Origin of the sequence: Nocardia sp. NPDC058244 (assembly GCF_042882065.1) — a bacterium.
Lineage (GTDB): Bacteria > Actinomycetota > Actinomycetes > Mycobacteriales > Mycobacteriaceae > Nocardia.
In genome coordinates this window covers 353,491-373,770 of record NZ_JBHVWX010000004.1, presented here as the reverse complement: position 1 = coordinate 373,770, position 20,280 = coordinate 353,491, and the positions used below count along the sequence as shown (strand labels likewise).

Sequence of the window (20,280 nt, the reverse complement as noted above, 5' to 3'; positions counted from 1 at the left end):
ACACCCTCAGACGCGGCGCATCACCGAGACCACGCGGCCCAGGATCACGGCTTCGTCGCCATCGATGACCGAGTAGGCGGGGTTGCGGGGTTCGAGCAGGACGTGACCGTTGCGCCGGCGGTACACCTTGACGGTGGCTTCCTCGCCGATCATGGCGGCGACGATGTCACCGTTGGTCGCCTCGCGCTGGCTGCGCACCACGACCAGATCGCCGTCGCAGATGGCGGCGTCGATCATCGAGTCGCCGCGCACTCGCAGCCCGAAAACCTCACCGCGACCGACCAGTTCACGCGGCAGCGTCAGCAGATCGTCGGCGTGCTGCTCGGCCAGGATCGGGGTGCCCGCGGCGATGTCGCCGACCACCGGCACAGTCACCGAGTCACTGGAACCGGCGGCGGGGGTGTCGCGCAGGAACAGGCGCACATCGATCTGGCGGGCCATCCCGGTGCCGCGCCGCAGGAAACCGTCCTCCTCCAACGCCTTCAGATGCTGGGAGACCGTGGAGGTGGACCGCAGGCCGACCGCGTCGGCGATCTCCCGCGCACTCGGCGCGTAGCCGTGCGCGAGCACCGAATCCCGGATCACGGCGAGGATGTGTTGCCTGCGGGGCGGCAGGTGCGCGGTGTCGGGGAAGTCGAAGTCGTCGTATCCGGTCACCGGGGCATCGTAGAGGCCCAGCGGTCCGGACTGTCGGCGCAGGCTCCCGGCGTGCCCCTCAGCGCCGGAAAGCGGCGCCGGTCAGGAACACCCACCGGGCACGACCAGCACACCCAGCGCGCCGACACCGAGATGGACACCCAGGGTGGGACCGAACTCGCCGACGTACAGCTCCTCGACCTCCGGCACCTGTTCCCGCAGCTGGGCCGCGATACTCTCCGCGGCATCGGCGGCGCCCAGGTGCTGGACCGCCAGGGCCGCACCGTCGCGCCCGGCCGCCTCCACCGCGGCCGCGACCAGCTTGGCGTAGGCGCGCGACCGCGTGCGCACCTTCTCGCGCAGCTCCAGCTTGCCCTCGACCAGCTGCAGCAGCGGCTTCGTCACCAGTTCGCTGCCGAAGAACGCGGCGGCACTGCTCAGCCTGCCGCCCTTGCGCAGCTGCTCGGTGCGGTTGACCAGGATGAACGTGCGAGCACGGGCGGCGGCCGTCACCGCGCGTTCGTAGACCGCGTCCAGCGCCTCACCCGCCCGCGCGCGGCGGGCGGCCGCGAGCACGGGCAGGCCGGTCGCCAAGCCGGCCCCCAGCGAATCCACCAGGCGCACCTTGTCTTCGGCGCCCATGTCACGGACGGCCTGCCTGCCCGACTCCCAGGTCGCCGACAGCGTGCGCGACAGATGCACGGCGACGACACCGTCGCCGTCACTGCGGCTCAGCGCCCGCTCGTAGACTTCGCGCAGCTCGCCCGGCGACGCGGCCGAGGTGGTGACCGAGTCCGTCGAGTAATCGATCTCGACGGGGTCGACACCCTCCCGGATCTCCCGGTCGCCGACGAGCACATGCAACGGGACCACTTCGATACCGAGCTCGCCGACGACGTCGGGCGCCAGCCCGGCCGCCGAATCGGTGACCACCACAACGGTCACGGACTACCGGACCTCCTGCAGCGCCTTGGTCATCGCCGTCGCCACCGCCGCGTGCCCGGCCCAGCCCCAGTGGATGCCGTCCGGGTTCGCCGCGCCCGACTCGATGTCGTCGCGCACGGCCTCGCCGAGGTCGACCAGCGGCACCGCGGTACGGCCGGACCACGCCTGCAGCGCCTTGACCGCGCGCGCCCGGCCCCGGTGCACCCGCCCGTAGGCATCGCACTTGTGCACCGACGGCAGCACCGCGACCACGGGCAGCTCGGGACGCAGATGATCGAGCGCCTCGCGCGACTGCTCGAGGTAGTCGACACTCACCTTCGGCGGAAGTGCCACGGGCCGACCGAGTTTCGACAGCTTCGGCTGCAGCCAGTTGTAGGAGGCGCGCACGCCGCGACGCAGCTTGGGCGGACGGATGTAGCGGATCAGCTCGCGCAGCGCGGTCGGCAGCGGCGAGGGCAGCGTGTCCATGCCGCCCACGGCGAACACGACGGCACCCGCCCGCGGCACGGCGGCCCACACCCGGGGGTCACCGATCAGCGCCCAGTAGGCGTCGCGGCAGGTCCAGCCGATCCGGGCGATCAGCTCGACATCCCAATCCAGTTCGGCGGCCACCATATTCGGCCAGATCCGGGGATCGTCGGCGGGCAGGCCGCCCTTGGGTCCGTAGTAGGCGAGCGAGTCGGCGATCACCAGCAGCACGGGCCGCGGCGAGGCGGACTCCACCGGCCGGGGCGCGGTGGACTCCTCGACGAGGACGACCTCCGCGGCCGCCGCACCGAGCGATTCCCCCTGTGCGACAGCGGTCTCCGCGACCGGCGCCGACACCTCGGTGACCGCAGCGGCCACCGTGACGGAATCGGCGGATACCTCGACGGCTTCGTCCGTCTCCGTCGCGACCACGTCCGGCACCTCGTCCGCCGAGGTGTCCGCGTCGGCGGAACCATCGGCCGCACTTGCCGGCTGGAGATCCAGCGCCGCAGCCGATTCGGCGGGCGCCGCATCGACGGGAGTCACATCATCGACTACCGCGGTGTCGGCAGTCTCGGTGGTATCCGGCTGCGCGACAGTCGATTCAGCGTCCGGCTGCGCGGCGGAATCCGCGTCGATGGCTTCGGCGACAGCGGCGCCCGCTGTGGCGGGCTCGCCGTCGACATCGCCGTCCGCGTCGTCCGACGAACCGGCCACCGCCGATTCACCGGCCGCGACCTCGGCCTGCTCGGGCTCGGCGGCTACCGGCGCGGGCGGCGGACCGAACAGCGCGTCGGGTAGCGAGCGCTCACTGCGCGCGGTGACCTGCTTGAAGAGTTCGTCCGGTACCGAACGGATGGGCTCCTCACGCTCGGGGCGTGCGGGCTCAGCGGGTGGCGGGCCGAACAGCGCGTCCGGCAATTGCCGTCCGGCCTTGGCCGTCACCTGCTGGAACAGTTCGTCCGGTACCGATCGGACGGGCTCTTCAGAGGACATCGGGAGCTACCTTCGCCGCTGCGTTCCAAACATCGAGGCGCCAGCCGGGTCGGTCGATGTCGGGCCCGTGGCTGGACAGCTGCACCCAGCTCGTATTGGCCAGCCCGCCGAGGGCGGGCCAGTTCTCCGGAGGCAGTTCCAGCAACGCGGCCGTGAGGGCAGCGATCAGCCCGCCGTGCGCAACCAGGATGATAGTCCGACCGGGCCAATCCTGTCGCTCGTTGTACAGTTCGCGCACCACCGGAAGCGCACGCGCGCCCACCTCGAGTTTGCTCTCGCCGCCGGGCGGTGTGTAGGTGGCGTCGAGCCGCCACTGCACGCGCGCGCCGGGATAGTCGGCGTCGACCTCGAGATGGGTCAGTCCCTCCCAGTCACCCAGGTGGGTCTCCCGCAGTCGCTGATCGGTGACGACCGGCAGATTGCTGATGTCGCCGAGCGCCTGCGCGGTTTCCTTGGCACGGCGCAGATCGGAGGCGTGGACCGCGATCGCGTTGCGGGACACCAGTTCCCGCGCCGCCTCTTTGGCCTGCTGCCTGCCGAGGTCGGTGAGATCGGTATCGATCTGGCCCTGCATCCGGTCGGCGGCGTTCCACTCGGTCTGCCCGTGCCGCAGCAGGATCAGCGTGCGCACATGGGCGTACTTGCTCACTCGGTGTCGCCCTCTACCTGTGCGTCGTCGGCGGCGGGTGTCGCCGGGGTGGCGATGCCCTCGACGGCCACGGTCGGGCAGTCACGCCACAACCGCTCCAGCGCATAGAAATTGCGCTCGTCGTTGTGCTGGATGTGCACGACGATGTCGACGTAGTCGAGCAGCGCCCAGCGACCCTCGCGGGTGCCCTCGCGGCGGACCGGCTTGTGCCCGGCTTCGCGCAGCTTCTCCTCGACGTTGTCGACGATCGCGTTGACCTGACGCTCGTTGGGCGCCGAGGCGATCACGAAGCAGTCGGTGATCACCAGCTGCTCGGAGACGTCGAGGACGACGACGTCGGTGGCGAGCTTGTCGTCGGCCGCGAGTGCGGCGACCTTGGCCATTTCGACCGCTTCGGCAGTGGCAGTCACGACTGCACCTCGCTCGTGTGGCTCAACGTCAGCTACCTTCCGTTCCTGCGGGCACATACAGGTGCCGCTTCGATATGTACTGCACCACGCCGTCGGGGACGAGGTACCAGACCGGCCGACCCTCCGCCGCGCGGCGGCGGCACTCGCTCGACGAGATGGCCAGCGCGGGGATCTCGATCATCGTGACGGCATCGGCGGGCAGGTCCCGCAGATGCTCCTCGAGATGGTCGGTGTTCAGCTCGTACCCCGGACGGCTCACCCCGACGAACTTCGCCAGTTCGAACAGTTCGGTCCAATCCTGCCATGTCAGGATGTTGGCCAACGCGTCCGCACCGGTGATGAAGTACAGCTCCGCGTCGGGATGGGCATTCTGCATCTCGCGCAGGGTGTCGACCGTGTAGGTGACCTTGTTGCGTTCGATATCGGCCCGGCTGACCGAGAACCTCGGGTTGGACGCGGTGGCGATGACGGTCATCAGGTAGCGGTCCTCGGCGGGGCTGACCTGCTTGTTCACCTTCTGCCACGGTTGTCCGGTCGGAACGAAGATGACCTCGTCGAGCTCGAACCGGTTCGCGACCTCGCTGGCCGCGACCAGGTGACCGTGGTGAACGGGGTCGAACGTCCCGCCCATGACGCCGAGCTTGCGGCGCGGCCGAGCTGTCTCGTGCATGAGGTCCGAGCTTAACCGGGTTGCCACCACTCGACCGGACCGGACCGCCCCCGAGCGGCCGGGCGGTCGTTCGGGCCCGACGCCTGCGCGCACATCTGGGCGAACTGGGCGCGGGTGCGGTCGAGCTCGTCGGCGATGTGCGCGGCGGGCTCGGCGGCGAGCCGCTGATTCAGCTCGGCCATCAAGACGTCGATCGTGACCCACCACGGACCACGGATCCGGCCCTGGGGTCCGCGCAGCTGTAACCACGCCGCCGCGCGCAGGCAGCGGGCCCGCGGCACGATCTTGTCCAGCTCGCCCCACAGGCCCGCGGCGCGCAGATAGCCGCCCAGCGCCGCGGACTCCTGGCCGCAGCACTCGCGGGCGACGGCGGCCGACCACACCAGGTCCGCGTGCCTGCGCCGCTGGGCGGGCGAGCCCGCGAGCAGCCGGGCCGCCTCGGTGAACTGCCAGGCCGCCTGCCGGTAGCGGCCGAGCCGCAGCAGCGACTCGGCGAACTCGGCGCGGACCAGCGCGAGCTCACCGGGCGGATAGGCGACGGTTCCGGTGAGCAGTGGCCGGTCGAAGGCGGTGACCGCCTCGGCATGCCTGCCCGCCCGCGCCCAAGCCCGGCCCGCGACCACCCACAGGTGGGCCGCGTCGGCAGGCGAGATCGGGTGCCAGCACGCCGCGGCGGCGGCCGCCGCCCTGGCCAGGTCGCGATCCCGGCGCGGTTGGGCGGCGATCGCGGTGACCAGGCGGGTGCGCAACTCGGCGAGTTCGCGTCCGTCGAGTTCGCCGCAGCCGACGACCAGGGCCCGGCGCAACTGTTCCTCCGCGGCGGCGGGCGCGTCGGCCAGCCGGGTCGCCGCGACATCGGCCAGCCGCCGCGCGGCCCGCGCGCCCGCGCCGGGACGCAGGTGCTCGGGGCGCACGATCTCGCCGGACGGCACCGTGCTGTGGGGTGCGCACGGCGACGGGACGGCCCCGGCGCCGTCGTTCGCGAGCGGATCGGTCACCGGGTCGACCGCGCCCGCCGTGCCACCACTCGTACCACCGTGTCGGACGACGCCCGTCGACCGAACCGCTCGTCGTCGCGCGACGCCCCAGCCAGCATGGCGGTGATCTTGGTGGAGGGCGCCTGTAAGCGGCTTAACGTCCGCTGAAACGATCAGCCGGTGGGGCGCTTGGACTTCGGCAGTTTGGCCACGACCGCGTCGTAGGAGGCGTCGATCAGCTCGCGCAGTTCGTCGGGTGGGACGGCGCCGCCGACGGTGACGCTGTTCCAGCCGTAGCGGCCGATGTAGGCCGAGGCGGTGACGTCGCCGGGATAGACGTGCACCAGTTCGTCGGCCTCGGCGCGGTCCCGGCCGCATTTGAGACCGATCGCGCCGCCGTTACCGAGGAAGGCGAAGATCTTGTCGCCGACCTTGGCGACGATGTCGCCCTCCCACGGTTCGTCCTGCCAGGCACCGGGTTTGGCCAGGCAGTAGGTCAGCAGATCCTCGCTCATCACCAGCTCCTTCAGACGGGCAACAACCGGGAGACCACATCGGTCAGCTGCCGGGCCGACCGGCATTCGTGCATCTCGATCACCTCGCCGTAGTCGCGCGCCGCCGAATCGCCGGTGCCCCACAGGTTCCGCGGCTCCGGGTTCAGCCAGTGCGCGTGCCGGGCGGTGTCGACGAGCTGACGCAGGATGTCCAGCTTCGGATTGCGGTAGTTGGTGCGACCGTCGCCGAGGACCAGCAGCGAGCTGCGGCTGGTGACGGCCTCACCGAAGTTGTCGGCGAAGGTGGTCAGGGCCTGGCCGTAGTCGGAGTGCCCGTCGGCGTCGATGATCCGTGACTCGGTGAAGATCCTGGTGAGTACGTTGTCGAGGCCGACATACGGGTCGAAGAAGCCGGTGACCTCGTCGGTGCGGTCGACGAAGGCGAAGATCCTGACCCGGGAGAACTGCTCACGCAACGCGCTCACGAGCAGCATGGTGAAGTTGCTGAAGCCGGCCACCGAACCCGAGATGTCGCACAGCAGCACCAGTTCCGGGCGGCCGGGCCGCGGCTTGCGATTCACCAGATCGATCGGGACGCCACCGGTCGACATCGACGCCCGCAGGGTCTTGCGCAGGTCGATCTCGCCGCGACGGGCCTTCTTGCGCCGCACCGCCAGGCGGGATGCCAGGATGCGGGCCAGCCGCTGGCTGCCGCGACGCAGTTCGACGAGTTCGCGTTCGGAGGCGCGCAGGAAGTCGGCGTCCTCGGCCTGGCGGGCGACGCCGTAGGTGGCGACACGGTCGCGCCCGATCTGTTCGGCCACGCGACGGTTGGTCTCGGCTTCCACGCTCGCCCGGAATCCGGCGATCCGTTCCCTGGCGATGCGCCGGGCCACCTCGGTGTCGCGGTCGCTCGCGTCCGGCGGCAGCGCGAGTCCCGCCAGCACCCGGGACAACAGGGTCTGCGGCGCGAGGTCTTTCATCGCCTGATAGGCGGAGAACGACGGCCCGCGCGCGGACTGATACTGGCCGAGCTGTTCGACGACCTGCCCGGCCAGCAGCTGCAACTGCTGACCACCGTCCTCGGCCGCGAGCATTTCGGCGAGCTGCTCGCGCAGGGCGGGCAGGTCGATCTGGCCGTCGGGTGTGCGCGGCAGCTCGCGTGTCTCGGCGGAGCGCTCCCCCACCGCGACCGGAAACCACAGGTCGAACAGCCCGTCGAAGGTGGCGCGGTGGGTGGGGCGGCGCAGCAGCGCGCACGCCAGCCCCTCCCGCACGGACTCGCGATCGAGCAGGTCGAGCACGGTCAGCACCCGGCCCGCGTCGACGGTCTCCGACGGCCCGACCGGCACACCACGGGCCCGCAGGGCCGCGACGAACCCCGCGACATGCCCGCCGAGGCCGTGCGGGGCAGGCGCTGTCATCTCAGGCCAGCTTCAGCTCGGCCAGCGCGCGCTGGTGGTCGCTGCGGTGCTTGAGCACCACGCCGAGGGTGGCGCGCACGGTGGCGTCGTCGAGGTCGCCTGCGCCCAGGGCGAGCAGCGTCTGGCCCCAGTCGATCGACTCGGCCACCGACGGCAGCTTCTTGAGCTGCATCCCGCGCAGCACGTGCACGATCCGCACCAGCTGCTCGGCGACCGACTCCGACAGCTCGGGCACCCGGCTGGCCAGGATGCGACGCTCCAGGTCTTCGTCCGGGAAGTCCAGGTGCAGGTAGAGGCAGCGGCGCTTGAGCGCTTCCGACAGCTCCCTGGTGGCGTTCGAGGTGAGTACCACGAACGGCTTGCGGGTGGCGGTGATGGTGCCCAGCTCCGGCACGGTGACGGCGAAATCGCTGAGCACCTCCAGCAGCAGGCCCTCGATCTCGACGTCGGCCTTGTCGGTCTCGTCGATCAGCAGCACTGTCGGTTCGCTGCGCCGGATCGCGGTGAGCAACGGGCGCGAGAGCAGGAATTCCTCGGTGAAGACGTCGGCTTTGGTTTCGGCCCAGTCGTTCTCGCTCGACGCCTGGATCCGCAGGATCTGCTTGGCGTGATTCCACTCGTAGAGCGCGCGGGCCTCGTCGACACCCTCGTAGCACTGCAGCCGTACCAGTTCGGCGCCGGCGACCTGGGCGACCGCGCGCGACAGCTCGGTCTTGCCGACACCGGCCGGACCTTCGATGAGCAGTGGCTTGCCCAGCCGGTCGGCCAGGAAGACCGAGGTGGCGGTGGCCTTGTCGGCCAGGTAGCCGGTCTCGGCCAGGCGGGTGATGACGTCGTCGACCGAGGTGAAGATCGGTTCCTGTACCAGTGTCACGATCACACCGGCCGAGTCTGGCCGTCGCCCCACACGATCCACTTCGTGGAGGTGAGTTCGGGCAGTGCCATCGGGCCGCGGGCGTGCAGCTTCTGGGTGGAGATGCCGATCTCGGCGCCGAATCCGAACTGCTCGCCGTCGGTGAACGCGGTGGACGCGTTCACCATCACGGCGGCCGCGTCGACGCGGGTGGTGAACTCGCGCGCGGCGGCCAGGTCGGCGGTGACGATGGCCTCGGTGTGGCCGGTGCCCCAGGTGTTGATGTGCTCGACCGCGGCGTCGAGATCGTCGACGACCTTCAGCGCGATATCGAGGGTGAGGTACTCCTCGCCCCAGTCGGTGTCGGTGGCGGGCACCTGGCCGGGCAGATCACCGTGGATGGTGACGCCCGCGTCTTCGAGCGCCTTGCTCAGCCGCGGCAGCGCCGACTCGGCGACCGCCGCGTCGATGAGCACCGTCTCGGCCGCGTTGCAGACGCTCGGGCGACGGGTCTTGGCGTTGAGCAGGATGGCCTCGGCCATGTCCAGGTCGGCGGCGGAGTGCACGTAGACGTGGCAGTTGCCGGTACCGGTCTCGATGGTCGGCACCTGCGCGTCGCGCACGACCGCGTTGATCAGGCCGGCGCCGCCGCGCGGGATCACCACATCGACCAGGCCGCGGGCCTGGATCAGGTGGGTGACGCTGGAGCGGTCGTGGCTGGGCAGCAGCTGGACCGCGTCGGCCGGGACGCCCTGGGCGACAAGGGCTTCGCGCAACACCTCGACGAGGGCGGCGTTGGAGTTCGCGGCCGAGGACGAGCCGCGCAGCAGGGCCGCGTTGCCCGACTTGAGTGCGAGGCCGAACGCGTCGACGGTGACGTTGGGGCGCGCCTCGTAGACCATGCCGACCACGCCGAGCGGCACCCTGGTCTGGCGGATCTCGAGGCCGTTGGGCAGCGTGGAACCGCGCACGACGACGCCGACCGGATCGGGCAGCCCGGCCACCTGGCGCAGGCCGGAGGCGATGCCGTCGATGCGGGCCTTGGTCAGCCGCAGGCGGTCGAGCAGGTTCTCCTCGGTGCCCGCGGCCTGCGCGGCCGTGATGTCGGCGGCGTTGGCCGCCAGCACGCGGTCGGCGGCGGCGAGCAGGGCATCGGCCGCCGCGTGCAGGGCCTCGTTCTTCTGCGCCGTGGTGAGCTGAGCCAGCACGCGGGACGCGACGCGAGCCCTGCGGGCGGCGTCGTGCACCGCTGCGCGGATGTCGAGCTCGGGGGTCACTTCTACCGTCATGGGTATCAGCGTACGCAGGCCGCCGGTCCGCCTCGACGCCGCCCGGACCCCGGAATACGGCTCCGACCGGCGGCGGGACCGAGTTGTCCACAGGTTTCGGGGCACCGCGGGACTTGTCCACAGGTCACCGGGTGATCCGGCCGGGAACCCGCGCCCGCGGTGGGGTCACCGCTAGATTTGCGGCATGGACCGCAGCGCCGCACCCACCGTCGTCGTGCTCGGCAGCGTCAACATGGATCTGGTCACCACCACGGCGCGGCGGCCCGCACCGGGCGAGACCGTGCTCGGGTCCGGCTTCGCGACCGTGCCGGGCGGCAAGGGCGCGAACCAGGCCGTCGCGGCGGCGCGGTCGGGCGCGCGGGTGCGCTTCCTCGGCGCGACCGGCGACGACGCCTTCGGGACCACACTGCGCGCGACGCTGTCCGGCGCCGGTGTCGACATCTCCCTGCTGCGGACCGTCGACGGGTCGAGCGGGGTGGCCACGATCGTCGTGGACGAGTCCGGGGAGAACAGCATCATCGTCGTCGCGGGCGCGAACGGGCGGGTGACCGAGCTGACCGCCGACGAGCTCGCGGCGATCGCCGCCGCCGACATCCTGCTGTGCCAGCTGGAGATTCCACTCGCCACCGTGGCCGCGGCGGCCCGGCACGCGCGCGCCGCGCACACGATCGTCGCGCTCAATCCCTCACCGGTGCGACCGCTGCCCGCCGCGCTGTGGGCCGATGTCGACCTCGCCATCGTGAATGCGCTGGAGTCCGAACACTATTCGTCCGACCTCGACCGGATTCCGCACGTCGTACGCACGCTCGGCGGCGACGGCGCCCGGTATCGATCAGCCGAGGGCACCGAGTTCGCCGTCCCCGGACGCACGGTCGAGGTCGTCGACACCACCGGCGCGGGCGACGCCTTCACCGGCGCCCTGGTCGCGATGTGGCCCACCGGCCCCGACCCGGCGCTGACCTGGGCCAACGCCGCAGGCGCCCTGGCCACCACCCGACTCGGCGCCAGCTCCTCGATCCCGGATCGCACCCGGATCGAACACGCGCTCACGGCGGACTGAGTGCCGCGCTCCAGTGATCGGTCCGGCTCGCGCCCGGCGATATTCGGATGCGCTGCCGTGGCCTCGGTCCTACCGTTGGTAGTACACCGAGGAAAGGATCGAACCATGTTTCCCGTCGAGCTGCGCGGTACCAGGGCGCAGACGCTCATGTGGGCAGACGAGCACGAGATCGAGCAGTCCGCGCTGCGCCAGCTCCGCAATATCGCCGAGCTGGAGTGGGTGTACGGACTGCGCGTGATGCCGGATGTGCACCTGGGCAAAGGCGCGACGGTGGGGTCGGTCATCGCGATGCGCGACGCGGTCGCGCCGGCCGCGGTCGGGGTCGATATCGGCTGCGGGATGGAGAGCGTCAAGACCGGGCTGACCGCCGCGGACCTGCCCGACGACCTCCGTTCCCTGCGGTCGCGGATCGAGCGCGCGGTACCGGTCGGGTTCAACGCGCACAAGGAGGCGGTGAACGTCACCGCGCTGCATGCCGGTTCGCACGGTCAGTCGGCGCGGACGAAGGGCTGGGACCGGTTCTGGCGTGGGTTCGGCGAGCTGCACCCGGGGGTGTCGTCGCTGGAGTCCAAGGCGCACAAGCAGATCGGCTCGCTGGGTGGCGGCAACCACTTCATCGAAGTCTGCCTCGACCAGGACGACGCGGTGTGGATTCTGTTGCATTCCGGGTCGCGCAATATCGGGAAGGAGCTGGCCGAGCGGCATATGGCGGTGGCGCGGGCGTTGCCGCACAATCAGTCGCTGCCGGATCGGGATCTGGCGGTCTTTCTCGGGGGGACGCCCGAGATGGCGGCGTATCGGCGGGATCTGACCTGGGCGCAGGAGTACGCGGCGCGCAATCGGGCGGTGATGCTGTCGCTGGTGTGCCGGGCGGTGCGGGACGAGTTCGGTGAGCGGGACGTGCGTTTCGACGAGCCGATCTCGTGTCACCACAACTATGTGGCGGAGGAGATCATCGACGGGATGCCGATGCTGGTGACCCGCAAGGGCGCGGTGCGGGCGGGGGCCGGTGATCTCGCGCTGATTCCCGGGTCGATGGGGACGCGGTCGTATGTGGTGCGGGGCAAGGGGAATCCGGCCTCGTTCCAGTCGGCCTCGCACGGCGCGGGACGGCGGTTGAGCCGGACCGCGGCCAAGAAGCAGTACACCGTCGCCGATCTGGTCGCGCAGACCGAGGGCGTGGAATCGCGGAAGGACGCGGGCGTGGTCGACGAGATCCCGGCCGCGTACAAGGACATCGACGAGGTGATCGCGGCGCAGGCCGACCTGGTCGACGTGGTGGCGACGCTGCGTCAGGTCCTCTGCGTGAAGGGCTGAGTCATCGTCGGCGCAGGGTGCCCGCCACCCCCGCGCCGACGAGCAGCAGCCCGAGGACGAAGGTGAAGCCGCTGGTGATCCACGCGTTGAGCGCGATGTGCAGCTCGTCGGTCATCAGCGGCAGATCCCCCACCATCCGCCAGGTGCTCTCCGGCGAGACGAAGTAGACCAGCCCCGGCAGCACACCCCACACCAGCCCGGCCAGGATGGTCGCGATCGGCGTGAACCCGGCCAGCGCGCTGACCAGCAACAACAGCACCGCGCCCACGATGATCTGCAGGGTCGAGCCGAGGCGGTCGGCGGCGTCGCCGAGAATCACCCACCGGCTGGTGTCCAGCGCGCCGTGCGCCGCCAGCGCCATCCCGAGCGGCGTCACGATCAGCGCGAGAAACGCACCGGCCACCGTCCGCGAAACCCCCGAATTCGTCCGGAACTGCGCCCCGGGCGGCGTCCACCCAGCAGGCGGGTCGAATCGGTTCGCCATGGAGCCCCTCCGGCAAGTCCGGTAACCCGCCCTATTGTCCTCCCCCATCCCACATTTCGCCGAGGGAACGGGGCACCCGACCCCGACCCCCTATAGACAGATCTCGCACGAACATGGGTAACTCGCCGGGTACGGGCTCACCTGGCCACCCACTCTCCGTCGGCCGCCGGACCGAAGCCCCCCGCACCTGACTCCGGCCAAAAATCCCGGAGAGGCGGAACTGTACCGGGGGTCGTCTCTGTCGGTGGGGTCGGGCAGCATGGTCGGCATGACCTCAGCGACCGGCCACGACGTGCTCGATCTGACGGCTCCCGACCTGCGCGAACGCGCCGAGGAGTTGTTGCGCGAGCTCGCCGGGCCGCAAGCGCGGCTGCGCGAGGACCAGTGGGTCGCGATCGAGGCGCTGGTGGTGCAGCGGCGCCGGGCCCTGGTGGTGCAGCGGACCGGCTGGGGTAAGTCGGCGGTGTATTTCATCTCGGCGAAGCTGCTGCGGCGGGCGGGGCGGGGGCCGACGGTGATCGTGTCGCCGCTGCTGGCGTTGATGCGCAATCAGGTGGCCGCCGCCGAACGGGCCGGGGTGGTGGCCGACACGATCAACTCGGGCAATGTCACCGAGTGGGACGAGATCCACGAGCGGGTGGCCGCCGGCGCGGTCGACGTGCTGCTGGTGAGCCCGGAACGATTGAACAATCCGGACTTTCGCGATCAGGTGCTGCCCCGGCTGGCCGCCGACGCGGGGCTGGTCGTGATCGACGAGGCACACTGTGTCTCGGACTGGGGGCACGATTTCCGGCCCGACTACCGCCGCATCCGGACGCTGATCGCCGATCTCGGGTCGGACGTGCCGGTGCTGGCGACCACGGCGACGGCCAACGATCGGGTGGTCACCGATGTGGCCGGGCAGATCGGCACCGACACGCTGGTGTTGCGCGGCACGCTCGATCGCGAGTCGCTGCATCTGTCGGTGGTGCGCTTCGACGACGCGGTCCAGCGGACGGCGTGGCTGGGTGCTCAGCTGGACCGGCTGCCCGGGTCGGGCATCATCTACTGCCTCACGGTGGCCGCCGCGCACGATCTGGCCGACGTGCTGACCTCACACGGGCACACGGTCGCCGCCTATACCGGCCAGACCGATCCGGCCGAACGCGAAGTGCTCGAGGGCGCGCTGCTGAACAACGAGGTGAAGGCGCTGATCGCGACCTCGGCGCTGGGCATGGGCTTCGACAAGCCGGATCTCGGCTTCGTGGTGCATGTGGGCGCGCCGTCGTCCCCCATCGCCTACTACCAGCAGGTCGGGCGCGCGGGGCGCGGCACCGATCGGGCCGAGGTGGTGTTGCTGCCCGGCGCGGAGGACGCGCGGATCTGGAGTTACTTCGCCTCGGTGGCGTTCCCGCGCGAGCACATCGTGCGCGCGGTGCTGGCGGCGCTGGACACCGATCGGCCGATGTCGACGGTGGCGTTGGAACCGCTGGTCGAGCTGAACCGGTCGCGGCTGGAGATGGTGCTGAAGGTGCTCGACGTGGACGGCGCGGTGCGCAGGGTGCGCGGCGGCTGGCTGTCCACCGGTGAGCCGTGGACCTACGACACCGAGCGCTACGAACGCCTGGCCGCCGCCCGCGACACCGAGCAGCAGGCGATGATCGACTACCAGGCGACCACCGCCTGCCGGATGACCTTCCTGCGCCGTCAGCTCGACGATCCCGGCCTGGGCGCCCTCGATGCCGCGACCCCCGATTGCGGACGCTGCGACAACTGCACCGGCGCCCGCCCAGACACCACCGTCGACGCGGCCGCCGTCGCCGCCACCCGGGCCAGGCTGGACCGGCCCGGCCTCGATCTGGCACCGCGCAAGCAGTGGCCGACCGGCATGGCGAAACTGGGAATCCCGTTGTCGGGCAAGATCACCGGCGCGGCCGACACCGGCCGGGTGCTGGGCAGGCTCACCGATCTCGGCTGGGGTCAGCGGCTGCGCGCGCTGCTCGACGGCCCCGACGCGCCGGTGCCCGACGCGGTGTTCGACGCATGCGTGGCCGTGCTGCGGGACTGGAACTGGGCCGCCCGCCCGACCTCGGTGCTGGCGCTGGAATCACCGCGCTATCCGCAGCTCACCGCGAGTCTGGCCGCCCGGCTGGCGCAGGTCGGGCGGCTCGACAACCTGGGCACCCTGCACACCAGGCCGGACCGGCCGCCGGTGTCGGCGGCGAACTCCGCGCACCGGGTCGCCGGGCTGTTCGACTCGTGGGAGGTGCCGGATCTGAGCGGCGTCGACGGCCCGATCCTGCTGGTCGACACGCTCACCGACACCGGCTGGACGATGACCGTCGCCGCCCACGCCCTGCGCACCAGCGGCGCGGACGCGGTCCTGCCGTTCGCCTTGGCGACGCCGACCTGATCGGATCCCGCGACGACGCACCGGCCGCCTCGCCGCCGAGCATCAGCACGGCTTGCCGCCGGCGAACCCTCCCCGACAGGCCGCGATTCCCGTAAGCTCGGTCCGTACGTGCAGGTCAACCGGCCGACGATGGAGTCGACGATGACGTCCACAGCACCGAAGAAGCTCCCCCCGCTGCCTGTGCTCCGCGCGATCGAACGGGTGCGCGACGCGCTCGGCGCACTGCACCGGAAACTGGTTCCCGGCCATATCGCGCTGCTGGAACTCCAGATCGCCGGATTCCTGTCCCAGGCCATCAGTGCCGCCGCCGAACTCGGCATCGCCGACGAGCTGGCCGAGGGCCCGCGGACGCCGGCGAAGCTGGCGGGGGCGCTCGGGATCGACGAGGGCGGGCTGCGCAGGCTGATGCGGCTGCTGGTGAGTTTCGGGGTGTTCGCCCAGCGGCGCGACGGCTCCTACGAGCTCACCCGGCTCGGTGACGCGCTGCGCAGCGACGCCGAGGTGACGCTGCGCGATCTGTCGCGGTTCTTCGGCTCGCCGTACCATCGCAACCACTGGACCCATCTGACCGACGCGGTGCGCACCGGCGAAGCCGTCGGCCAGGCCCTGGACGGGGCGAGCTTCTTCGAGTACGCGGCGGTGAACCGCGAGGTCGGCGAGCTGTTCGACAACGCGATGACCAGCGTGAGCACCCTGGCGATCGAGCCACTGCTCGCCGCCTACGATTTCGGCCGGTTCGGCACCCTCATCGATGTCGGCGGCGGCCGCGGCAGCCTGCTCACCGAGATCCTCGGCCGGTATCCGGCGGCCCAGGGCATCGTGTTCGACCTGCCGAACGTGGTCGACGACCTGACCGCCGACCTGGAGGCGGCGGGCCTGGGGCAGCGGTGCACGGTCGAGAGCGGCTCGTTCTTCGAGGAGGTTCCCCAGGGCGGTGACGTCTACCTGCTCAAACACATCGTGCACGACTGGTCCGACGCGCACGCCGAGCAGATCCTGCGCACCGTGCGCGCCGCGATGCGCCCGACGTCGACGCTGCTGCTGCTCGAACTGGTGCTGCCCGATCATCAGCGCCCGCATCCGGGGAAATTCATCGATCTGGAGATGCTGGTGAACACCGAGGGCGGCCACGAACGCACCGAAGCCGAGTTCCGCGCGCTGCTGGCGCGCAGCGGCTTCACGCTGGTGCGGACGGTCGAGACGGCCGCGCCGGACTGCGTGCTCGAGGCCGTTCCGCGCTGACTGGCGGGTCGACACGCCGCCGCCGATTGTGTGTGCGACCCGCCACCAGTGTTTCAATGCGGCTATGACCAGGACCTCATTTGCTCGATCCCTGATGGCCGTCGCCGCGGGCTGTGCGGCCGGATTCACCCTCTTGACCGTTCCCGCCCAGGCGTCGAACGAGAACCCCCTCGACTGCGCGGGCGTGCCGGGCGCGCAGGCCGCGGCCGACCGCGAGAGCGCGCAGCGCGGCATCGCGATCACCCCGCTGTGCTTCAGCGGTGGCCTCTACAGCGGCATCCACGCCGGTATTCCGCTGGCCGTGCTGAACCCGCTGACCATGCCGGGCACCGCGAGCGTGTGCGTCGACGAGCGCGGAACCGTCGAGGCGGCAGCCAAATTCGAATGGACCGACCGGGTCCACGTGATGCCGATGTGCATCCAGAACCGGGCGTTCGGCGTGTACGAGCTGTAGTTCCGCGCCGCCGATCCGCGGTCCGCACGGAGTCGATCCGTGCGGACTTTTTTTGACTCTTGCCCTATACGTATACATCTACTTATAGTGAGTCGGACGGGACGCACAGTCGCCCCACAACCGCATACCGACCAGTGACGACGAGCCGGACCAGGGGCTCGCCGCTCGAATACCCATGCCCATATGCGCATTCCGATATCGAAAAGGACCTCTCACCATGTTCGCCAGACTGGGGCGCGTCGTCGTCCACCATCCGTGGAAAGTGATCGGGCTGTGGGTGATCGCGATCGTCGCCGTGCTGTCCACAGCGCCCGCGCTCACCGCGACGACCGACCAATCCGCCTTCCTGCCTTCGCATTACGAGTCCATCCAGGCGATGAAGCTGCAGGAGCAGGCCTTCCCGCAGCATGCCGCGCCCGCCGCGCTGATCGTCGCGGTCCGTGCCGACGGCGGCCAGCTGACCGAGTCCGACTCCGCCACCGTGACCGCCGTGGCGGGCGCGCTCACGGCGCAGAACATCAAGGGCGTCACCGGCATCCAGGTGACTCCGCCCTCGGAGAATCGCCTGGTCCAGGTCATCGCGGTGCAGATGGCCAAGCTCACCGACGCCTCGGACAAGACCCAGGGCGAGGCGGTGCGGAGCCTGCGCGAGCACCTGAAGGATCAGGTCGGCGACACCGGGTTGAAAGCCGGCATCACCGGCACGGCGGCGCAGACGCTGGACCAGACCGAGCAGGGTGAGAAGGGCATGGCGATCATCGGCATCGCCACGATCGTGCTGATCCTGGTGTTGCTGCTGATCATCTTCCGCAGCCCGGTCATCGCGCTGCTGCCGGTGATCACCATCGGCGCCATCTCGGGCACCGTCGGCGGTCTGATCGCCATGGCGGCCAAGGCCTTCGACCTCGAGATCGACACCTCGGTGAACTCGATCCTGCTGGTGGTGCTGTTCGGGGTCGGCACCGACTACATCCTGTTCCTGATGTTCCGGTACCGGGAGCGGCTGCGGGCCGGTGACGATCCCAAGACCGCCATGGTCAATGCCGTCGCCCGGGTCGGCGAGGCCATCACGTCGGCCGCGGCCGCGGTGATCATCGCGTTCATGGCGCTGACCCTGTCGAGCCTCGGGATGTTCCGGGCGCTGGGCCCGGCACTGGCGATCGCGGTGGCGGTGGCGCTGCTGGCCGGGCTCACGCTGGTGCCCGCCATCGTCTCGCTGCTGGGTACCAAGGTGTTCTGGCCGTCGAAGGCCTGGCAGGTCGAGCCCAAGGGCGCCCGGTTCGGCGCGATCGGCGCGGCGATGGGCAGGCGGCCCGGCGTGTTCGCCGTCGCCTCCGGCGGCGTGCTGGTGGCGCTGGGCGTGTTCGCCTTCGGCTTCAATCCGACCTTCGACCTGAACTCGGGCTCGACCACCGATGCCTCGGAGTCGGTGGCGTTCACCACCGAACTGCTCAAGGGCATGCCCGCGGGTGCCACCCAGCCCTCGGACGTGCTGCTGCGGTCGAGCACTCCGCTCGCCGAGGACCAGCTCGCGACCTATCGCACGGCGCTGACCGGCGTCGACGGTGTCGGGCAGGTCGCGGCGCCGCAGCTGTCGGCGGACGGGACGATCGCGAACTTCCAGGTGACGCTGGCGAACGCGCCGGAATCCGACGCCGCCCTCGACACGGTGGCCGGACCGCTGCGCGAGGTCGCCCACCAGGCGGCACCGGCGGGCGCCACGGCGGCGGTCGGCGGCATGACGGCGGTGTTCGTCGACTTCGAGGACGCGATGAACCACGACTACCGGATCGTGTTCCCGGTGGCCGCGATCCTGATCATGCTGGTGCTGGCGTTGCTGCTGCGCAGCCTCGTCGCGCCGTGGTACCTGATGGCCTCGGTGTTCCTCGGCTTCGCCGCGACGCTGGGCGCGACGGTGCTGGTGTTCCAGCAGATCCAGGGCGAGCACGGGCTGATCTTCACGCTGCCGGTGATCATGTACCTGTTCGTCGTCGCCCTCGGCACCGACTACAACATCCTGATGGTCGCCCGGTTGCGGGAGGAATCGCGGGAGGGGCATACGCCCCGCGAGGCGGCGGCGCTGGCGGTGCGCCACACCGGGCCGACGGTGGCCGCGGCCGGACTCATCCTGGCGGGCACCTTCGCCTCGATGATGCTGGCCGGCAACAGTTCGCTGTCGCAGATGGGCTTCGCCATCTCGGTGGGCATCGCGATCGCGGCCTTCGTGATGGCGCTGTTCTTCACCCCGGCGGTCACCGCGCTGCTGGGCAAGCGGGCCTGGTGGCCGGGCCACGGCGGCGACAGCGACGAGGAGCGCTCACCCCGCTGGGCCGAGTACTCCTACGCCGAGAGCTACTACACGCCACCGGCGCGACAGCGCCGCTGACACGGAAGGCACGGCCAGGTCCGCTCCCCCTCGGGAGCGGGCCTGCTCGTCTATCGTTGCCCGTGTGGCCAAGTCTGCGACACCGGCGGTGGAGCTACCGGTGGGTGAGCACACGGTGCGGGTCAGCAATCCGGACCGGGTGTACTTCCCCGAGCTCGGCGCGACCAAGCTCGACCTGGTGCGGTACTACCTGAGCGTGGGCGACGGCATCGTCAACGCACTGCGCGACCGGCCCTGCATGCTGCACCGGTTCCCCAAGGGCCTGCCCGGCGGGAAGGTGCATCAGAAGCGGTTGCCCGGTGGCGCGCCGGACTGGATCTCGACGGTGCGGGTGTACTTCCCGCGCTACGGCAGGCACGCCGACGAACTCTGCGTGCACGAGCTCGCCGACGTGATCTGGGCGGTGCAGATGTCGACCGTGGAGTTCCATCCCTGGAATTCGCGGGCGAGCGATACCGAGTCACCCGACGAGTGGCGCATCGACCTCGATCCCATGCCGGACTGCCCGTGGTCGCGGGTGCGGCGGGTCGCCGGGGTGGTGCACGAGGTGCTCGACGAGCTGGGCGCGGTTGGCTGGCCCAAGACCTCCGGTGGCTCGGGACTGCACGTCTACGTGCGGATCGCGCCCGAACACGGCTTCAAGGAGGTCCGGCGGGCCGCGCTGGCCTTCGCCCAGGAAGTGGAGCGGCGCGCGCCCGCCGACGTGACGACCGCGTGGTGGCGCAAGGATCGCGATCCGGCTCAGCTGTTCGTCGACTACAACCAGAACGCGCGCGATCACACCATCGCCGCCGCCTACTCGGTGCGCGGGGTGCCCGCGGCGACGGTGTCGACGCCGGTGCGCTGGACCGAGATCGACGACATCCACCCGCGCGACTTCACCATCGAGACCGTCCCGGCCCGCTACGCCGAACTCGGCGATCTCCAGGCCGGCATGGACGACGCGGTCTTCGACATCACGCCGCTGCTCGACCTGGCCGACCGGCACGGCGTCGACGAACCCGTCGACCTCGACGAACCGTGAACCCGCCCGGCCGACCCCGCGAAGCCGGGGTGGGGCGGCACGGTCGCGCGCGAGAGGGAAGAATCGGATGCCGACACTGCTCGGCCGCACGGTGCGGCGTGGGCGGCCGA

19 protein-coding genes are annotated in these 20,280 nt (G+C 70.7%); 7 read left to right on the top strand and 12 right to left on the bottom strand.

The features are described from left to right. Positions 1 to 6: 6 nt before the first annotated feature. The 11 genes from lexA to ACFVW6_RS14800 form a co-directional block, all read right to left on the bottom strand. Positions 7 to 657 carry a transcriptional repressor LexA gene (lexA, locus tag ACFVW6_RS14850; protein WP_355278589.1) on the bottom strand — a complete coding sequence of 217 codons (651 nt, stop codon included), beginning with the start codon at positions 655 to 657 and terminating at the stop codon, positions 7 to 9. An 81-nt stretch (positions 658 to 738) separates the two neighbouring features. After that, the gene (locus ACFVW6_RS14845; protein WP_378827565.1) at positions 739 to 1,581 is read right to left on the bottom strand and encodes a DegV family protein; all 843 of its coding nucleotides are present in this window, start codon (positions 1,579 to 1,581) and stop codon (positions 739 to 741) included. A 3-nt stretch (positions 1,582 to 1,584) separates the two neighbouring features. Then, complete coding sequence (octT, locus tag ACFVW6_RS14840; protein WP_378827568.1) at positions 1,585 to 3,045, bottom strand: diglucosylglycerate octanoyltransferase; 1,461 nt, start codon at positions 3,043 to 3,045, stop codon at positions 1,585 to 1,587. Further along, a complete protein-coding gene (locus ACFVW6_RS14835; RefSeq protein WP_218721444.1) occupies positions 3,035 to 3,694 on the bottom strand; it encodes a histidine phosphatase family protein in 660 nt (219 codons plus the stop codon). Before ACFVW6_RS14835 ends, octT begins: the two co-directional genes overlap by 11 nt. Then, complete coding sequence (gene rsfS / locus ACFVW6_RS14830) at positions 3,691 to 4,104, bottom strand: ribosome silencing factor (RefSeq protein ID WP_316573883.1); 414 nt, start codon at positions 4,102 to 4,104, stop codon at positions 3,691 to 3,693. Before rsfS ends, ACFVW6_RS14835 begins: the two co-directional genes overlap by 4 nt. Positions 4,105 to 4,132: 28 nt before the next feature. Next, on the bottom strand, positions 4,133 to 4,774 hold the full coding sequence (nadD, locus tag ACFVW6_RS14825) for a nicotinate-nucleotide adenylyltransferase (protein WP_355278584.1): 642 nt from the start codon (positions 4,772 to 4,774) through the stop codon (positions 4,133 to 4,135). 11 nt (positions 4,775 to 4,785) lie between these two features. Then, on the bottom strand, positions 4,786 to 5,772 hold the full coding sequence (locus ACFVW6_RS14820; protein WP_378827572.1) for a hypothetical protein: 987 nt from the start codon (positions 5,770 to 5,772) through the stop codon (positions 4,786 to 4,788). Between the two features lie 152 nt (positions 5,773 to 5,924). Continuing rightward, positions 5,925 to 6,266, bottom strand: a complete 342-nt coding sequence (locus ACFVW6_RS14815; protein ID WP_378827574.1) for an MmcQ/YjbR family DNA-binding protein — start codon at positions 6,264 to 6,266, stop codon at positions 5,925 to 5,927. A gap of 11 nt (positions 6,267 to 6,277) precedes the next feature. Next, positions 6,278 to 7,669 carry a VWA domain-containing protein gene (locus tag ACFVW6_RS14810; protein WP_378827576.1) on the bottom strand — a complete coding sequence of 464 codons (1,392 nt, stop codon included), beginning with the start codon at positions 7,667 to 7,669 and terminating at the stop codon, positions 6,278 to 6,280. Position 7,670: 1 nt separating this feature from the next. Next, positions 7,671 to 8,549 carry a MoxR family ATPase gene (locus ACFVW6_RS14805; RefSeq protein ID WP_357348046.1) on the bottom strand — a complete coding sequence of 293 codons (879 nt, stop codon included), beginning with the start codon at positions 8,547 to 8,549 and terminating at the stop codon, positions 7,671 to 7,673. Continuing rightward, the gene (locus ACFVW6_RS14800) at positions 8,546 to 9,811 is read right to left on the bottom strand and encodes a glutamate-5-semialdehyde dehydrogenase (protein WP_378827579.1); all 1,266 of its coding nucleotides are present in this window, start codon (positions 9,809 to 9,811) and stop codon (positions 8,546 to 8,548) included. Before ACFVW6_RS14800 ends, ACFVW6_RS14805 begins: the two co-directional genes overlap by 4 nt. Positions 9,812 to 9,995: 184 nt before the next feature. Here ACFVW6_RS14800 and ACFVW6_RS14795 point away from each other — a divergent pair, with 184 nt between their 5' ends. Both ACFVW6_RS14795 and ACFVW6_RS14790 read left to right on the top strand, forming a co-directional pair. Then, positions 9,996 to 10,871, top strand: a complete 876-nt coding sequence (locus ACFVW6_RS14795; RefSeq protein ID WP_378827581.1) for a ribokinase — start codon at positions 9,996 to 9,998, stop codon at positions 10,869 to 10,871. A gap of 105 nt (positions 10,872 to 10,976) precedes the next feature. Next, positions 10,977 to 12,188 carry an RtcB family protein gene (locus tag ACFVW6_RS14790; protein ID WP_357348051.1) on the top strand — a complete coding sequence of 404 codons (1,212 nt, stop codon included), beginning with the start codon at positions 10,977 to 10,979 and terminating at the stop codon, positions 12,186 to 12,188. A gap of 1 nt (position 12,189) precedes the next feature. On the opposite strand, the gene ACFVW6_RS14785 is transcribed toward ACFVW6_RS14790, so the two are convergent. Further along, the gene (locus ACFVW6_RS14785) at positions 12,190 to 12,672 is read right to left on the bottom strand and encodes a hypothetical protein (RefSeq protein ID WP_355277153.1); all 483 of its coding nucleotides are present in this window, start codon (positions 12,670 to 12,672) and stop codon (positions 12,190 to 12,192) included. Between the two features lie 268 nt (positions 12,673 to 12,940). On the opposite strand from ACFVW6_RS14785, the gene ACFVW6_RS14780 reads away from it, so the two are divergent. From ACFVW6_RS14780 to ligD, 5 genes are all read left to right on the top strand, one after another. Beyond that, entirely contained in the window at positions 12,941 to 15,064 is a 2,124-nt protein-coding gene (locus tag ACFVW6_RS14780; protein ID WP_378827584.1) for a RecQ family ATP-dependent DNA helicase, read from the top strand. A 141-nt stretch (positions 15,065 to 15,205) separates the two neighbouring features. After that, positions 15,206 to 16,306 (top strand): methyltransferase, encoded by a 1,101-nt coding sequence (locus ACFVW6_RS14775; RefSeq protein ID WP_378827586.1) that lies wholly within the window; start codon positions 15,206 to 15,208, stop codon positions 16,304 to 16,306. 64 nt (positions 16,307 to 16,370) lie between these two features. After that, positions 16,371 to 16,760 (top strand): hypothetical protein, encoded by a 390-nt coding sequence (locus tag ACFVW6_RS14770; protein WP_357348059.1) that lies wholly within the window; start codon positions 16,371 to 16,373, stop codon positions 16,758 to 16,760. Positions 16,761 to 16,977: 217 nt separating this feature from the next. Continuing rightward, positions 16,978 to 19,146 carry an MMPL family transporter gene (locus tag ACFVW6_RS14765; protein ID WP_378827588.1) on the top strand — a complete coding sequence of 723 codons (2,169 nt, stop codon included), beginning with the start codon at positions 16,978 to 16,980 and terminating at the stop codon, positions 19,144 to 19,146. Between the two features lie 64 nt (positions 19,147 to 19,210). Further along, positions 19,211 to 20,170, top strand: coding sequence for a non-homologous end-joining DNA ligase (ligD, locus tag ACFVW6_RS14760; RefSeq protein ID WP_378827590.1), 960 nt, complete (start codon positions 19,211 to 19,213; stop codon positions 20,168 to 20,170). Positions 20,171 to 20,280 lie beyond the last annotated feature (110 nt).

Bases quoted from the DNA above. Each gene is read 5' to 3' on its own strand.
- octT (WP_378827568.1), bottom strand. From the start codon at position 3,045: ATGTCCTCTGAAGAGCCCGTCCGATCGGTACCGGACGAACTGTTCCAG.
- nadD (WP_355278584.1), bottom strand. From the start codon at position 4,774: ATGCACGAGACAGCTCGGCCGCGCCGCAAGCTCGGCGTCATGGGCGGG.
- ACFVW6_RS14815 (WP_378827574.1), bottom strand. From the start codon at position 6,266: ATGAGCGAGGATCTGCTGACCTACTGCCTGGCCAAACCCGGTGCCTGG.
- ACFVW6_RS14810 (WP_378827576.1), bottom strand. From the start codon at position 7,669: ATGACAGCGCCTGCCCCGCACGGCCTCGGCGGGCATGTCGCGGGGTTC.
- ACFVW6_RS14800 (WP_378827579.1), bottom strand. From the start codon at position 9,811: ATGACGGTAGAAGTGACCCCCGAGCTCGACATCCGCGCAGCGGTGCAC.
- ACFVW6_RS14795 (WP_378827581.1), top strand. From the start codon at position 9,996: ATGGACCGCAGCGCCGCACCCACCGTCGTCGTGCTCGGCAGCGTCAAC.
- ACFVW6_RS14790 (WP_357348051.1), top strand. From the start codon at position 10,977: ATGTTTCCCGTCGAGCTGCGCGGTACCAGGGCGCAGACGCTCATGTGG.
- ACFVW6_RS14785 (WP_355277153.1), bottom strand. From the start codon at position 12,672: ATGGCGAACCGATTCGACCCGCCTGCTGGGTGGACGCCGCCCGGGGCG.
- ACFVW6_RS14780 (WP_378827584.1), top strand. From the start codon at position 12,941: ATGACCTCAGCGACCGGCCACGACGTGCTCGATCTGACGGCTCCCGAC.
- ACFVW6_RS14775 (WP_378827586.1), top strand. From the start codon at position 15,206: ATGACGTCCACAGCACCGAAGAAGCTCCCCCCGCTGCCTGTGCTCCGC.
- ACFVW6_RS14770 (WP_357348059.1), top strand. From the start codon at position 16,371: ATGACCAGGACCTCATTTGCTCGATCCCTGATGGCCGTCGCCGCGGGC.
- ACFVW6_RS14765 (WP_378827588.1), top strand. From the start codon at position 16,978: ATGTTCGCCAGACTGGGGCGCGTCGTCGTCCACCATCCGTGGAAAGTG.